The following is a 13,816-nucleotide window of genomic DNA, read 5'->3' on the forward strand; positions in this document are numbered from 1 at the left end:
GGTGCGAGGGGGCGCCCGCCGCGCGGACGCCCCCGGCGCGCCACTACTTGATCCGGTACGCCCTGATCAGGGTGTGCTCGAACGTGTTGCCCGCGCTGTCGGCGCCCTTCACCCGCAGCGAGGCGAACCCGCCCGCCGCGCCGTTGCGCACCAGGGCGGTGCGCCCGGTCACCGGCGCCTTCGACCACGTCCTGCCGTCGTCGAACGACACCTCGACGTCCAGCCGGCGCACCTTGCCGTCCGCGCCGCCCTTGTGCTGCTGCACCTTGAGCGGCACGCGCAGCACCCGGTCGGCCGGCGCGGCGCCCTGGTCGTCCAGCTCCGGCTCGAACCGGACCACGGTCAGCGGCAGCGCGCGCGGCGTGGTGCCCGGCACGGTGTCCGAGCGGAACGTCCAGGTGCCCGCGACCTTCGTGCTGAACTCGGACGCGCCCGGCACGCGGACGCCCTCGGTGTCCACCTTGAACTCGCCCGCGCCCGGCGCCACCTCGAACCGGCCGTTGGCCGCGTTCGGGTACTCGCCGACCTTCTTGCCGTCCCGGTACAGCGTGGTGCGGGCGGAGGTGGTGTTGGAGTCGCCGATGTTGCCGTAGCCGTCGCCCCACAGCGGCAGGGCGAACGAGATGGCGTCGCCCAGCCTGGACGAGTACGGGAAGGGCGAGTCGGGCAGGATCGGGCCGAACACCGGCCTGCCGAACCGCTGCCGGTACTCACCGCCCGCGCGGTAGCCGCGCTCGGGCGAGCGCAGCAGCACCTCCGTCGTGTTCCGCTCGTCGACCTGGAGCACGAGCCAGACCCAGTTCATGCCCTTGGCCAGCACGTAGTCGACGGCGTCGCCGTCCGGGCCGGTCGCGGACAGGACGCCGCTGCTGGACCCGCCGTCGGGCGGCACCGGCAGCCCGCCGTAGCGGTAGCTCCGGCCCGTCGGCCGGGGCCCGATCGCCGTGGTCACCTTCGCCAGCTCGTCGCGGGCGGGCGCGCGGGTGAAGCCGGTGGGCACCTTGCCGCGCTCGGACCACGCCGCCCGGTAGTTCACCGGGGTCGTGCCGACGGGCGCGCCCTTGGCGTTGGCGGACACCGTGGTGGTCAGCTCGTCGGCGGGCAGCGCGGGCCCGAGCTGCGCGAGCGACACCGCGCCGCGGAAACCGCCGAGGAACACGGTGGTCGCGCTGACCGTCCGGTCGCCGACGGTCCGGGTCAGGCCGATGCCGCCGAACAGGTCCTCGGCGTCCGGGTCGGGGAAGGTGACGGCCACCGGCTTGGCGAGCCGGGCGTCGGCGTCGACGGTGACCTCGCCGGCGACCCGGAGCAGCGGCTGCGGTAGCTGCGCGATCCGGTCGCCGGTCAGCACGTCGTTCAGGGCCAGGTAGTCGCCCTTGGGCAGCCGGGCCTCCGCGGTGCCCGCCGAGCTGACCGGGAACACCACGGCGTCGTTGGTCAGGCCGATCACCAGCGACGAGGCGCGGTCGGCCGGCTTGCCGTCGGCGTCGGTGTACTTGAACCCGACGTCGTAGCTCTCCACCTCGCGGTCGAGGCTGATCGGCGTGCGCAGCCCGGTGGAGGTGACGACCGCGCCGACGTGCGCGCCGTCGGTCGCGGCGGCCTTGGCGTCACCGGTGACGGCGACCCGGGCGGCGCCGCCCGCCGGGACGGTGACCGTGGTCGGCGCGACGGTGAAGACACCCGCCGGCGCGGGCTTGCCGTCCGGGCCGCGCGCGTCGACGGTCAGGTCCAGGGTGACCGGCGTCGGGCCCGTGTTGCGGTAGGTGAGCTGCTTGGTGACCGGCACGTCGTCGTCGTGCGGCCACGGCTGGTGGCCGAGGGCGACGCTGACGGGGTCGGAGGTGAGCGTGGTGGTGATGGCCTTGGCCAGGTCGACCCGGCCGGTGCCCTGGTCGAGCGGGCCCAGGTCCGGGTTCGGCTTGGCCGACGCCACCAGCGCCGCCTTGAGCTGCGCGCCGGTCCAGTCCGGGTGCTGCTGCGCCAGCAGCGCCGCCGCGCCCGCGACGTGCGGGCTGGCCATCGACGTGCCGGACAGCGCCACGTGGGTCTCGTCCACCGGCGTGCCGATGTTGCCCTTGCTCGCCTTCGCGGCGGCGATGTCGACGCCCGGCGCGGTCACGTCGGGCTTGACGCCGCCGTCGCCGGCGCGCGGGCCGCGGCTGGAGAACGGCGCGATCCGCTCGTCGCGGCCGACCGCGCCGACGGCCAGCGCGGCGTCGGCGGTGCTCGGCGAGCTGACCGTGCCCGGCCGGCTGCCGGAGTTGCCGGCGGCCACCACGAACAGCGCGCCCGTCTTGGCGGACAGCCGGTTGACGGCCTCCTCGACCGGGTCGACCTCGGGGGTGTCGGTGCCGCCCAGGCTCAGGTTCACGACGTCCGCGCCCTGGTCGGCGGCCCACTGGAGGCCGTCGAGGATCCAGGACTCGCGGCAGCCGCCCCGCGAGCACACCTTGCCGTCGAGCAGCTTCGCGTCCGGCGCGACGCCCCGGTACTTGGCGTGCCTGCTCGCGATGGTCGCGGCGACGTGCGTCCCGTGGCCGTCGAGGTCGGTGGCGTCGGGGTCCTCGGTGAAGTTGCGCTCCGCGACCTCCTGGCCCGCGAGGTCGGGGTGCGCGCCGTCCACGCCGCCGTCGAGCACCGCGACCTTGACGCCCTGGCCGGTGTAGCCGGCCGTCCACGCCGCGGGCGCGCCGATCTGCGCGGTGCTGCGGTCGAGGCTGGGCAGGCGCACGCCGTCGAGCCACACCTTGGTGACGTCCGGGTCGGTGACCAGGCTGTCGAACAGGCCGGCCGCCCCGACCTTCTCCGCACGCACGGCGACCGCGCCGACGACGGGCAGGTCGGCGGTGACCGAGGCGCCTGCCGCGGTTCGCGCGCCGCTGCCCGTGACGATGAGCGGCACGTCGGTCCGGCGGGCGTCGTCGTAGCCCGCCTCGACGAGCCCGGTCACGTCGAACAGGCGCAGGTCCAGTTTGCCCTCGGCGAGCGGTCGCACCGCGTCGCGCGGGACGACGTGCAGGCGGCCGGCGCGGTGGAACGCGTGGAACGCGGCCCCCTCGCGGCCCGGTCCACCCGTCACCGAGCCGAGCCGGTCGCCGTTGAGCAGGACGCGGTCGCCCGTCACCAGGGTGACGGTGCGCGTGCCCGCGGTGGTGGTCGTGGCGCGGTCGGCCGCCTCCGGCGCGGCGGTGGCCGCACCCAGTCCCGAGGCGAGGAGCCCGACGGCCAACGCGGCGGCTCCCCATGCGCCGCGTTTCCCGGATGTCGACACAGATACCTCCCGATCTGGTGGTGCGCGCTGTGGATCGCGCAGTCGGAAGGCGTCCGGCCACTCGGTGGCGGCGGTTCACCGGAAGTGACGAAGGCCCCCAACAGGCTCGACGCTATCCACCCCTCCGAGTGAGATCAGCGTCTCATTGAGGGATGTTGTCCGCCCGTTCAGGTTGGCGAGCGCGTGACGCAGCGTTAGTCGTTGATACGGAACGTGTCGGTCGCCGAAAGGCGGTCCGCCACCCGCCACCGGTCGCCACGAGCGCCGATCGCCGCGGTGCCGCCGCGCCGCGAGCCGGGGGAGCGGTCAGGCCGCGCGCCGCCGCCACCGGCGCTCGGGGCGGTCACGGAGTGCGCCGCTCCCACCGGGCCTTCGGAGCGTTCGGCCGGTCGCGGTCAGCTCGTGCGCCGCCGCCACCACCGGGCCTTCCTCGGCGGCGGCAGCTCGCCCCGCGCCACCGCCCAGTCGGCGAACGCGGCGGCGTCCTCGCGGGCCCGGCTGCCCGCCCGGCGGGGGTGCTCGCGCGCGTAGTCGGCGAACAGCGGGCGGAACCGCTCGCCCAGCGCGTCCGCCACGTCCGGCCGCAGCGCGGCGACGATGCCGCGCCGCTTGTTCAGCAGCGCCCGCGCCTCCACCCGCAGCCGGTCCGGGTCGAACCCCGCCGGCGGCTCCCCGCCGCCCAGCAGCGCCCGCAGCAGCTCGGCCTGCGCCGCCGCCAGCCGGTCGCGCTGCGGCCGCGTCACGCCAGCACCGCCCGGATCGCGGCCAGCTCACCGGCCAGCTCGGCGTCGGCCGGGTAGTCGTCGTCGCGCTCCAGCAGCACGCCCGGCGGGTCGACCCGGTCCCGCAGCCGCGCGAGCACGTCCAGCACCTCCGGCAGCACGGCGTGGGCGTGCGTGTCGTGGTAGACGCCCTGGTGCTCCTCACCGCCCGCCACGTGCACGTAGGCCAAGCGCTCCAACGGGATCTCGTCGAGGAACCGGTCGACGTCGGTGCCCAGGTTGCGCGCGTTCGCGTACAGGTTCGCCACGTCCACCAGCAGGTGGCAGCCGGTCCGCTCCACCAGCTCCGCCAGGAACTGCCCCTCGGTCAGCTCGCCGCCCGGCCACTCCAGCAGCGCGGCCACGTTCTCCAGGGCCAGCGGCACCGGCAGGTCCGCCTGCGCGTCCCGCACGTTGGCGACCAGCACGTCCAGCGCCTCGCGCGTGCGCGGCAACGGCATCAGGTGCCCCGAGTCGAGCCCGCCCGCGCGCACGAAGCACACGTGGTCGCTGACGAGCGGCGCGTCCAACGCCTCCGCCAGCGCCCCGAGGTGCGCGACCCGGCCCGCGTCCACCGGCTCCGCGCCGCCCAGCGACAGCGACACGGCGTGCGGCAGCACCGGCACGCCCCGTTCGCGCAGCAGCACCACGGACTCCGGCAGGTGCCCGACGTGCAGGTTCTCCGCGACGACCTCGACGAAGTCCACGTCGAGCCGTTCCACGGTCAGGTCGATCTCCGGCCGCCACCCGATGCCGACACCGAGCTTCCGCACCCCGTACCCGCCTTCCCTCGCCATCGCGCCCGGCTCCTCCGAGCACCCGGACACCGCCGCGCCGCCCACACACCGACGGGGACCCTGCCCGTGCCACTTGCCCACATCCACTTGCTCGGGGGCACCCGCCCGGCGTCACTCGCCCCCGCCGCCACCGCAGCCACCCGAGGAGTCGCCACCGCCGTCGGACCCCGACCCGCCGCAACCACCGCACGACGAGCCACCGTGCCCGCCGCCCGACCGCGGGCGTCGTCGCAACTTCGCCGCCGCCTCGGGCGCGATGCCGAGCCGTTGCCACGTCGGCAGGCCCGCCACCGTGCCCAGCAGCCCGTAGTAGGCGACCAGCGACACCCGGTCCGCCGTCGTCGCCACCTCGCCCAGCCGGCGCACCACCGCCCGCCCCGACCCGGTCAGCGGCCGCCCGGCGCGCCGGGCCAGCAGCACCAGCGACACCAGCACCGCGAACACGACCGCGCCGTGCCAGAACGTCAGGTGGTCCTGGAAGCCGAGCACCAGCACCACCGTCACGCCCATGAGCAGCAGCGGCGCGGCGTCCAGCGCCCTGCGCAACCCGATCGGCCGCAGGTGGCCCCGGGCGAGCAGCCGCTCCCGCAACGCCGCGGTCTCGGGACCGCCCGCGACCGTCGTCACCAGGTCGCCCAGCCACCGCGGCGAGGAGTTCAGCACGCGCGCCTGCAACGGCGTCGACGCCCGGCCGCGCGCCGACTGCACGGCGCTCACCAGGCCGTCGCGCGAGATCCGCGCCGCGCCCACCTCGACCAGCGACACCAGCGCCACCTCGGCCGCCCGGCCGGGCCCGCCCGCGAGGAACGCCTGCTCCTCCGGCGTCACCAGCTCACCCGCCGAAGTCGCCGAATCCCGTGTCCACGACGTCATTCCCGCCCTCCCCCTCCAACCACTCCGAGGCCAACCACCCGCCGGCGAGCCAGCCGCCCGCGGCGAGCCACCCGTTGCGCCGCCGCCACCCCCGCGGCTCGGCGACCACCACCGGCCGCCCGCGCCGGGGGAGCGACCGCTGGGACGGTTCGGCGGACCCGATCGGTTCCGCCACCCGGCCGTCGAACACCGCCGTGTCCGCCCGTGGCCGCCCGGCGGGTGGCTCGGGCGCGACGGCGGCGCGCACCAGGCCGTAGCGGGCCGTCACCTCGGCCGGGTCGACCGGCGCGAGGCCGGCCGTGGCCTCCGCGTACGCCCGCGCGCCGCGCCGGGTCGGCACGGGCGGCGGGCCCAGCAGCAACAGCACGGCGCACGCACCCGTCGCCGCCCACGCGGTGCCGGCCACCCAGCCGCCCGGAGCCGCGACCGCCGCGACCAGGCCCAGCGCCACCACCGGCGTCACGGACGCCACCGCCCGCCACAGCCGCCGCCGGGGCGACACCAGCAACCCGCCCGAGACCAGCCCCTGGCCGAGCCGCCGCGCGGGCCCACCGGTGGCCGCCTCCGCCAGCAGCCCGTCCAGGTCGCGCGGACCGGCCAACCGGGCCAGCAGGAACGCCTGGAGCCCGGTGGCCGCGCCGCCCGCCTGCGCGGGCACCGCCGTCACCGTCGTGCCGGACACCCTGGCGAGGTTCTCCGCGACCAGCGCCGCGAGCGCGACCTCCGCGGCCCGCACCGGCCCGCCGCCGAGGTAGCCGACCTCCTCGAAGGTCAGCGGACGACCCGGCGCGCGGCCCGTGACCCGCTTGAGCAGCAGGCCCAGCACGAGCGCGAGCACCAGCGCCGGGCCGTACCACCACAGGAACGCCATGTCCGCACCCTATGAGTCGCCGGCGTGCGTCGAACCGGGATCACCGGCACGCTGCCCGAAAGCACACCCCGGACCGCACCACCGGCCACCACCCGGCCGGGGCTCAAGCGCCGCCACCGCCGCACCCGCCACCGCCGCCGCACGACGACCCGGAACCACCACCGCACGACGACGACCCGGAGCCGCACGACGACATGGTGCTCCCGGCCGCCAGGAACGCCGTGCTGCCGTTGTGGCCCACCGGTCGGCGCGTCCGCGCGGGCCCGCGCGCGGCGGCGCGCAGCGGGATGTTCGGGTGCGCGCGGAAACCGTCGAGGGCGACCACCCCGGCGTCGCCCTCCAGGCCGAGCACCCCGGAAGTGGCGGTGGGCCCGGCCGCGCGGGCCTGCGCGACCGCGCGCGCACCCAGCGCGGTGCGCGTCGACGCGGGCGCCTTGACCAGCACGGGGATCAACACGCCGGTGAGCGCCAGTTGCAGCGTCAGCCACCCGACGGGCGCGCCGATCACGAGCCCGTTCACCCACCGCACCAGGCCGACGAGGAGCAGCAGCGCCATCGGGAGCACGCCCCGGCGCAGCCACCGCCCGGCGGTCGACGGCGCGACCAGGTAGCCGCGCCGGACGAGCCGGTCGCCGACGGCGCGCGGCGCGTCGTGCTCCGAGACGGCGGTGAACAGCAGCGCGAGCGTGCGGTGGCGGTACCGGGCGGCGTCGGCCAGCACGGCCCGCTCGACGGGGTTGTCCGACCGGGGCGAGCCGACGACCCGGACCGCGCCGTCACGCGCGGACCGCAGCGCGCCCGACCCGATCAGCGCGGCGACCGCCGTCTCGACCACCCGGCGCGGTCCGCCGGTCAGGAACGCCAGGTCGTAGCGGTCGAGCACGCCCGCGGGGACGCTTCCCCGCGTCCACCGCGGGCGCACTCGGGCCGCGATCGCGAAGACCAGCGACACGGCCAGCGCGATCCAGTACAGCTGAAGGAATTCCGGGCCTGACAAACCCCACGGTCGCTCCACGGTCCACCCCCTGTGGGCCACGGCGGACGGGGTCCGCCGGCGGTCGGGAGGCAATCGTGTGTGCCGGGCCACATCCCGGCAAGGGGGTTTGAGCAAGCCTTAGGGTTGCCCCGCCACCGGTCTCAGGACGACGACGCGCCGTCCACGCCGCCGGAGCCCTCGCCGTCGGTGCCCTTGAAGATGCGCATGGTTCCTCCTCGTGTGGATACCTTCGTCATTCGGAGTAGCGCCCTCAGTCTGTCGGACCGGTGGGGTTTTCGACCAGACGCAAACTGACGCTGTTGATGCAGTAGCGCTGGTCCGTCGGAGTGGCGTAGCCCTCACCCTCGAAAACGTGGCCGAGGTGGCTGTGGCATGTGGCGCAGAGCACTTCCGTCCGCACCATCCCGTAAGCGCGGTCTTCCCGCAGAATTACGGAATCCGCGGCCAGCGGTGAGAAGAACGACGGCCAGCCGCAGTGCGAGTCGAACTTGGTGTCGCTGCGGAACAACTCGGCGCCGCAGGCGCGGCAGGAGTAGACGCCCTCGGTCTTGGTGTCGGTGTACTCGCCGGTCCAGGCCGGCTCGGTGCCCGCCTCGCGCAGCACCGCGTACTCCTTGGGGGTCAGGATCTCCCGCCACTCGAACTCGGAGTGGACCACCTTCGGGGTGGCGCCGACGACAGGTTCCATACCTCCACGTTAATCGAAGAACGTGGACACGATCTCGCCGAGGCCGAACCAGACGCTGACCGCCACACCCAGCAGGATCAGCAGCACCACGGCGACGGCGGTGAGCCTGCGCAGGCCGCCCGCGCGGTTCGCCGAGTCGGCGAAGTTCTCCACGCCCGCGAGGTAGCCCTCGACCGTGAACGCCGGCTGTTGGCGCTGCATCCGGTCGAGGTGCTCGGCGAACGCCCTGGTCTCCGGGTCGTCCGGGTCGAGCCCGATGAGCTCGTCCTCGACGCTGGGCGGACCCTCGTCGGGTCGACCGCCGGGCCGGTCGTCCTCCGGGATGTCGGCGGCGCGGGAACTGGCCATGCGGCAAGCGTAGTGGCCGGCTCAACCGGTGGGCGCGCCCGTTCGCCCGGTCGCACCGACCGGGCGAACGGGGCCCGGCCGGCGGCCCGCCCCGGTTCCGCCATCGGTGGCGGGTCCGCGCCGATCGGACGCCGGGTGGGGGGACGCCCGACGGGGGGCCCGCACCGGGCCGTGCGCCGGCGATCGGGCGGGCTGCGCGCGTTCGGCGGTCCGAACCCGGCGGTGGTGTGGATGCGGCGGTGGGGCGCGGTGATGGTGCGGTGCGGGTGCGGGTGCGGTGGCGGTGCGGGGTGGCAGCGGGCGGTCGGGCCGCGTCAGCCCGTCAGCGCGCTCGACGGCCGGATCGCGCCGACCGGACGGCCGTGCCCGAGCACCGGCACGGTGGCCAGGTCCTCGGGACCCTCCACGCCGAGCCTGCGCAGCGCCGCCACCAGCACCAGGGCCCTGGCCCGGCCGCTGCCGTCGGCGATCTTGCACGCCACCGCCTCGCCGGTGGGCAGCCCGATCGCGTAGACGCCCTCCGCGCCGTCCTTGGCGACCGCGCCGGGCAGGGCGCGCATGAGCCGCGTGACGTCGCGCCCGGTGCCGCCCACCCACTCCGGGTGCTCGCTCATGGCCCGTGCGACGCGGCGCTCGGGCCCGTCCTCGGCGGTGGCGATCCGGGCGAACGCGCGGGCCAGCCCGACCAGGCTGATGCCGAACAGGGGAGCGCCGCACCCGTCCACGCCCTCCGCGCCGACGGGTTCGCCCGCCAGCTCCTCCAGGGTGTCCCGGACGGCGCGCTGGAGCGGGTGGGCCGGGTCGAGGTAGGTGTCGGTGGGCCAGCCGTTGACCACGCAGGTGGCGAGCATGGCGGCGTGCTTGCCGGAGCAGTTCATGTACCGGGGGGCCGGGCCGCGCCCCGCCGCCAGGTGCGCCGTGCGGGCGTCCTCGCCGATGGGCAGGTCCGGGGTGCAGCGCAGGGCGCTCTCGGGCAGCCCCGCGCCGTCGAGGATGCGCAGGACGCCGTCGACGTGGAAGTCCTCGCCCGAGTGGCTCGCGCAGGCGAGGGCGAGCAGCTCGCCGTCCAGCGGCAGGCCGTGCCGCAGCATGGCCAGCGCCTGCACGGGCTTGTTCGACGAGCGCGGGTAGGCGACCTGCTCGGGCTGCCCCACCAGGAGTTCCGCCCGGCCGGTCGGGTCGAGCGCGACGACCGAGCCGTGGTGCACGGACTCCAGGAACTCGCCGCGCCACACCTCGGCGACCAGCTCGTGCGCCATCGTGCGTCCCCCTCCGGTAGCCTGCTTACTGTCGACAGTCAACAGCCCGCGCCGCGGTCGCGCCAGGGAGACGTTCGTGACACCACCGCTGCACCTCAGCCTGGCCGGCCAGGCCGTGGAAGCGCTGCGCGAGCTGGTGCTGACCGGCGAGATCACGCCCGGCGCCCGCGTCAACGAGGTGGAGCTGGCCGCGCGCCTGGGCATCAGCCGCGGCCCGCTGCGCGAGGCGATCCGCCACCTGGCGTCCGAGGGCCTCCTCGTCCTGGTGCCGCACCGGGGCGCGCACGTGCCCGCCGCGAACCCGGCGGACGTGCGTGCGCTGTTCGAGCTGCGCACCGCCCTGGAATGCGCCGCCGCCGAACTGGCCGCCTCGCGCCGCACCGACGTCGACGTGGCCAGGCTGCGGGAGGTGTGCGCCGAGTCGCGCCGGTCCTACCAGGCGGGCGGTCGCTTCCCGTACCGGCTGGACCTGGCGTTCCACCAGGCGCTGCTGGACGCGGCGCGGTCACCGGACATCGCCGGGCAGGTCAGGCTGGCGCAGCAGCGGGTGATCCTGCTCCGCGCCGGCGTCCGCGACGACCCGCCCCACCAGCAGGCGTCGCTCGACGACCACGACGCCCTGGTGGCCGCCGTGGCGGCGGGCGACCCGTCCCGCGCGTCCGAGGCGATGCGCAAGCACCTGGCCCGCGTCTGCGCGCAGATGCTGACCAGCCTGGCCTGACACGCGCGAGGCGCGTCGCGTTCCCGTCCCGTGCGCCGCCGGGCCCGGCGTGGCGGACCGGTCTCACCCGAGGCTGCCGGTGACCTTCGCGTGGCCCTTCAGCAGGTTCCGGGCGATGGTCCGGCGCTGGATCTCGTCCGTGCCCTCGTAGATCCGCAGCAGCCGCAGTTCGCGGTACCAGCGCTCGATCGGCAGCTCGCGGGTGTAGCCCATGCCGCCGTGGATCTGGAGCACGCGGTCGACGATCTCATTGGCCTTGATGCCGCCGTACAGCTTGGCGATGCTCTGCGCCTGCCGCGAGTCGGCGCCCTGGTCCACCAGCCACGCGGCGTGCAGCACCAGCCAGCGCAGCGCCTCGACCTCCACCGCCGAGTCGGCCAGCATCCACTGGATGGCCTGGTACTCGGCGATCGGCTGCCCGAACGCCACCCGGTTGCGGGCCTGCTCGACGGCCATCTCCACCAGCCGCTCGCACGAGCCGAGCGCCCGCGCGGGCAGCAGGTAGCGGCCCTGGCCGATCCACTGCATGGCCAGCCGGAAGCCCTGGCCGACCTCGCCCAGGACGCTGCCGTCGGGCACCCGGACGTCCTCGAACACCAGCGCCGCCGGACCCCACTGCCCCATCGTGGGAATCGGCTCGGACTTCCAGCCCATCTCCCGGTCGACCAGGAAGCACGTGACGCCGCCGTCCGCGCCCTTCGCCTGGTCGGTCACCGCGAACACCATGACGAAGTCGGCCTCGTGGCCATGGGTGATGAACGTCTTCTCGCCGTTGAGCACCCACTCGTCGCCGTCCCTGCGGGCGGAGGTGCGGATCGCCTTGGCGTCCGAGCCCGCGCCCGGCTCGGTGATCGCGAAGCAGGACACCCGCTCGCCGGAGATGGTGGGCAGCAGGTAGCGCCGCCGCTGCTCCTCCGTCCCGTGGAACAGGATGTTGTCGGCGTAGCCGCCGAACCGGAACGGGACGAAGCTGCGCCCCAGCTCCTGCTCGACCAGGGCGGCCGGCAGCGCGCCCAACCCCATGCCGCCGTACTCGCGCGGGGTGAGGACGCCGAAGAACCCGGCGGCCTTCGCCTTGTCCTGCAACGCCTTCAGCTCGTCCCGCCGCAGGCCGGGCTCGCCCGAGCGCTCGCGGCGCAGCACCTCCGGCTCCAGCGGCACGATCTCCCTGCGCACGAAGGTCCGCACCCAGTCGCGGACCGCCCGTTGCTCCTCGTCGAGCGCGAAGTCCATGACGCCTCCTATCGCGCGAACGCGTTGACGCCGGTCAGCGCCCGGCCGATGAGCAGCTTCTGGATCTGGCTGGTGCCCTCGTAGAGGGTGGTGACCCTGGTGTCGCGCAGGTGCTTCCCGACCGGGTACTCGTCGGTGTAGCCGTAGCCGCCGAAGACCTGGACGGCCCGGTCGGCCACCCGCACGGACGCCTCGCTGGCGAACAGCTTCGCCATGCTCGCCTCGGTGCGGAACGGCTCGCCGCGGTCGGCGAGGTCGGCGCAGCGCCACGTGAGCAGGCGCGCGGCGTCGGTGTCCACCGCCATGTCGGCCAGCAGCTCCTGCACCAGTTGGAAGCCCGCGATGGGCCGGCCGAACTGCTCGCGCTGCCCGGCGTAGGCCAGGCTCGCCTCCAGCGCGCCCCGCGCCGCGCCGACGCACCCGGCGGCGACGGACAGCCGGCCGCGGTCCAGCGCGGCCATCGCGAGCGCGAAACCGGCGCCCTCGTCACCGAGCCGGTCGCCGTCCGGTACGCGCACGCCGTCCAGCACCAGCTCCGCCGTCGCCTGGCCGCGCATCCCGAGCTTGCCCCTGATCTCGCGGGCGGTGAAGCCGGGCGAGTCCGTCGGCACCAGGAACGCCGTGATGCCCCTGGGCCCCGGCCCGCCGGTGCGGGCGAACACCAGCGCCACGTCCGCCCACGTGCCGTTGGTGATGAACACCTTCCGACCGGTGATCAGCCAGTCGTCGCCCGCGCGCACGGCCCGCGTCGCCAGGGACGCCGCGTCCGAACCGGTGCCGGGCTCGGTGAGGCCGAAGCAGCCCAGCGCCTCGCCCGCGCACAGGCCGGGCAGCCACCGCCGCCGCTGCTCCTCCGTGCCGTGCGCGGCGATGCTCTTGGCGACCAGGCCCAGGGAGACCGAGACGATGCCGCGCACCGCCGAGTCGCCGCGCGCCAGCTCCTCCAGGACGAGGCAGTACGCCAGGTGGTCGCCGCCGGAGCCGCCCTGCTCCTCGGTGACGCCGAGGCCGAGGAACCCGACCTCGCCCAGCGCGGGCACCAGGTCGCGGTCGATCGCCTCCTCGCGGTCCCAGCGGGCGGCGTGCGGGACGATCCGCTCCTCGGTGAACCGGTGGGCCAGCTCCCGCAGCTGCCGGTGCTCGTCGGAGATGCTCAGGTCCACCCGGTGACCTCCCCTTCCGAACGGTGTTAGGTTTCCCAACGTAGGCGCGGGGTCGAACCGGGGGCAAGAGGAGCCGCCATGCCGAGGAACCCGGTCCTGGACGCCTCGCGGATCCGGGCCGCCGCACTGCACATCATCGACCGGGACGGGCTGGCCGGCCTGTCGATGCGGAAGCTGGCCGCCGAGCTGGGCGTGCGGGCCGCCTCGCTGTACGGGCACGTGGCGACCAAGGACGACCTGCTGCACGAGGTGGCCGGCGCGATCCTGGAGGAGGTCGACGTCGGCGGCTTCGCCGGCGGCGACTGGCGGCACGGCCTGGTCACGTGCGCCCGCTCGTACCGGGCGGCGCTGGCCGCGCACCCGAACATCGTGCCGTTCCTGGCCTACGGGCCGGCCCACCGGGAGGCGTCGCTGCGCCGGCTGGACGTCGTGCACGGTGCGCTGGTCGCCGCCGGCTGGACGCGCCGGGAGGCGACGATGATCGCGGCGTCGCTGGTGTACCTGGTGCTCGGCGCGGCGCTCAGCTCGTTCTCGCGCGGCTTCTCCGCGGACCGGGCGCGGTACGGGGACCGCTACCCGAACCTCGACAAGGCGCACCTGCTGCCGTCCGTGGCGGCCGAGCTGGACCACGACAGCTTCGAGCTGGCGCTGGACGCCTTCGTGACCGGCCTGGGGCAGCGGGCGCGGGGCTGAGGCGGTCGCTGCGGGAGTCGGGTGCCGCGCGGGTCGGGCGGTGTGCGCCTCGGTGCGCGCTTCGGTGCGCGCTTCGGTCGCCGCGCGGGTCGGGTGGCGGGCACGGCCGGTTTGCCGGGTCCGGTCGGCGTCGGCGGG

Annotated in this window: 13 protein-coding genes; 2 read left to right on the forward strand and 11 right to left on the reverse strand. The window is 75.5% G+C overall.

The annotated features are described in order from the left end of the window. Positions 1-43 precede the first annotated feature (43 nt). From C8E97_RS10085 to C8E97_RS10125, 9 genes are all read right to left on the reverse strand, one after another. Positions 44-3,232: a S8 family serine peptidase gene (locus tag C8E97_RS10085; protein WP_246018785.1), complete on the reverse strand. Its 3,189-nt coding sequence runs from the start codon at positions 3,230-3,232 to the stop codon at positions 44-46. Between the two features lie 437 nt (positions 3,233-3,669). After that, a complete protein-coding gene (locus C8E97_RS10090; RefSeq protein WP_121003761.1) occupies positions 3,670-4,017 on the reverse strand; it encodes an SCO6045 C-terminal-like domain-containing protein in 348 nt (115 codons plus the stop codon). Beyond that, positions 4,014-4,832, reverse strand: a complete 819-nt coding sequence (locus tag C8E97_RS10095; RefSeq protein WP_211346956.1) for an MbnB/TglH/ChrH family RiPP precursor modification enzyme — start codon at positions 4,830-4,832, stop codon at positions 4,014-4,016. Before C8E97_RS10095 ends, C8E97_RS10090 begins: the two co-directional genes overlap by 4 nt. Positions 4,833-4,943: 111 nt before the next feature. After that, entirely contained in the window at positions 4,944-5,705 is a 762-nt protein-coding gene (locus C8E97_RS10100) for a TIGR04222 domain-containing membrane protein (protein WP_121003763.1), read from the reverse strand. Continuing rightward, on the reverse strand, positions 5,665-6,576 hold the full coding sequence (locus C8E97_RS10105; protein ID WP_121003765.1) for a TIGR04222 domain-containing membrane protein: 912 nt from the start codon (positions 6,574-6,576) through the stop codon (positions 5,665-5,667). The genes C8E97_RS10100 and C8E97_RS10105 overlap by 41 nt, the downstream gene beginning before the upstream one ends. A gap of 103 nt (positions 6,577-6,679) precedes the next feature. Then, entirely contained in the window at positions 6,680-7,573 is an 894-nt protein-coding gene (locus tag C8E97_RS10110; RefSeq protein ID WP_170211721.1) for a TIGR04222 domain-containing membrane protein, read from the reverse strand. Between the two features lie 250 nt (positions 7,574-7,823). Then, positions 7,824-8,261, reverse strand: coding sequence for a peptide-methionine (R)-S-oxide reductase MsrB (msrB, locus tag C8E97_RS10115; protein ID WP_121003769.1), 438 nt, complete (start codon positions 8,259-8,261; stop codon positions 7,824-7,826). Positions 8,262-8,270: 9 nt separating this feature from the next. Then, positions 8,271-8,609 (reverse strand): hypothetical protein, encoded by a 339-nt coding sequence (locus C8E97_RS10120; RefSeq protein ID WP_211346957.1) that lies wholly within the window; start codon positions 8,607-8,609, stop codon positions 8,271-8,273. A gap of 314 nt (positions 8,610-8,923) precedes the next feature. Beyond that, the gene (locus C8E97_RS10125) at positions 8,924-9,868 is read right to left on the reverse strand and encodes an asparaginase (protein WP_121003771.1); all 945 of its coding nucleotides are present in this window, start codon (positions 9,866-9,868) and stop codon (positions 8,924-8,926) included. A gap of 76 nt (positions 9,869-9,944) precedes the next feature. Between C8E97_RS10125 and C8E97_RS10130 the strand changes: the two genes are divergently transcribed. Then, a complete protein-coding gene (locus C8E97_RS10130; RefSeq protein ID WP_121003773.1) occupies positions 9,945-10,589 on the forward strand; it encodes a GntR family transcriptional regulator in 645 nt (214 codons plus the stop codon). 63 nt (positions 10,590-10,652) lie between these two features. Here C8E97_RS10130 and C8E97_RS10135 read toward each other — a convergent pair whose 3' ends face one another. Continuing rightward, entirely contained in the window at positions 10,653-11,822 is a 1,170-nt protein-coding gene (locus C8E97_RS10135) for an acyl-CoA dehydrogenase family protein (RefSeq protein WP_121003775.1), read from the reverse strand. A gap of 8 nt (positions 11,823-11,830) precedes the next feature. Next, positions 11,831-12,985 (reverse strand): acyl-CoA dehydrogenase family protein, encoded by a 1,155-nt coding sequence (locus tag C8E97_RS10140; protein WP_121003777.1) that lies wholly within the window; start codon positions 12,983-12,985, stop codon positions 11,831-11,833. A 78-nt stretch (positions 12,986-13,063) separates the two neighbouring features. Here C8E97_RS10140 and C8E97_RS10145 point away from each other — a divergent pair, with 78 nt between their 5' ends. Continuing rightward, complete coding sequence (locus C8E97_RS10145; protein WP_121003779.1) at positions 13,064-13,678, forward strand: TetR/AcrR family transcriptional regulator; 615 nt, start codon at positions 13,064-13,066, stop codon at positions 13,676-13,678. Positions 13,679-13,816: the final 138 nt, after the last annotated feature.

Origin of the sequence: Saccharothrix australiensis (assembly GCF_003634935.1) — a bacterium.
Lineage (GTDB): Bacteria > Actinomycetota > Actinomycetes > Mycobacteriales > Pseudonocardiaceae > Actinosynnema > Actinosynnema australiense.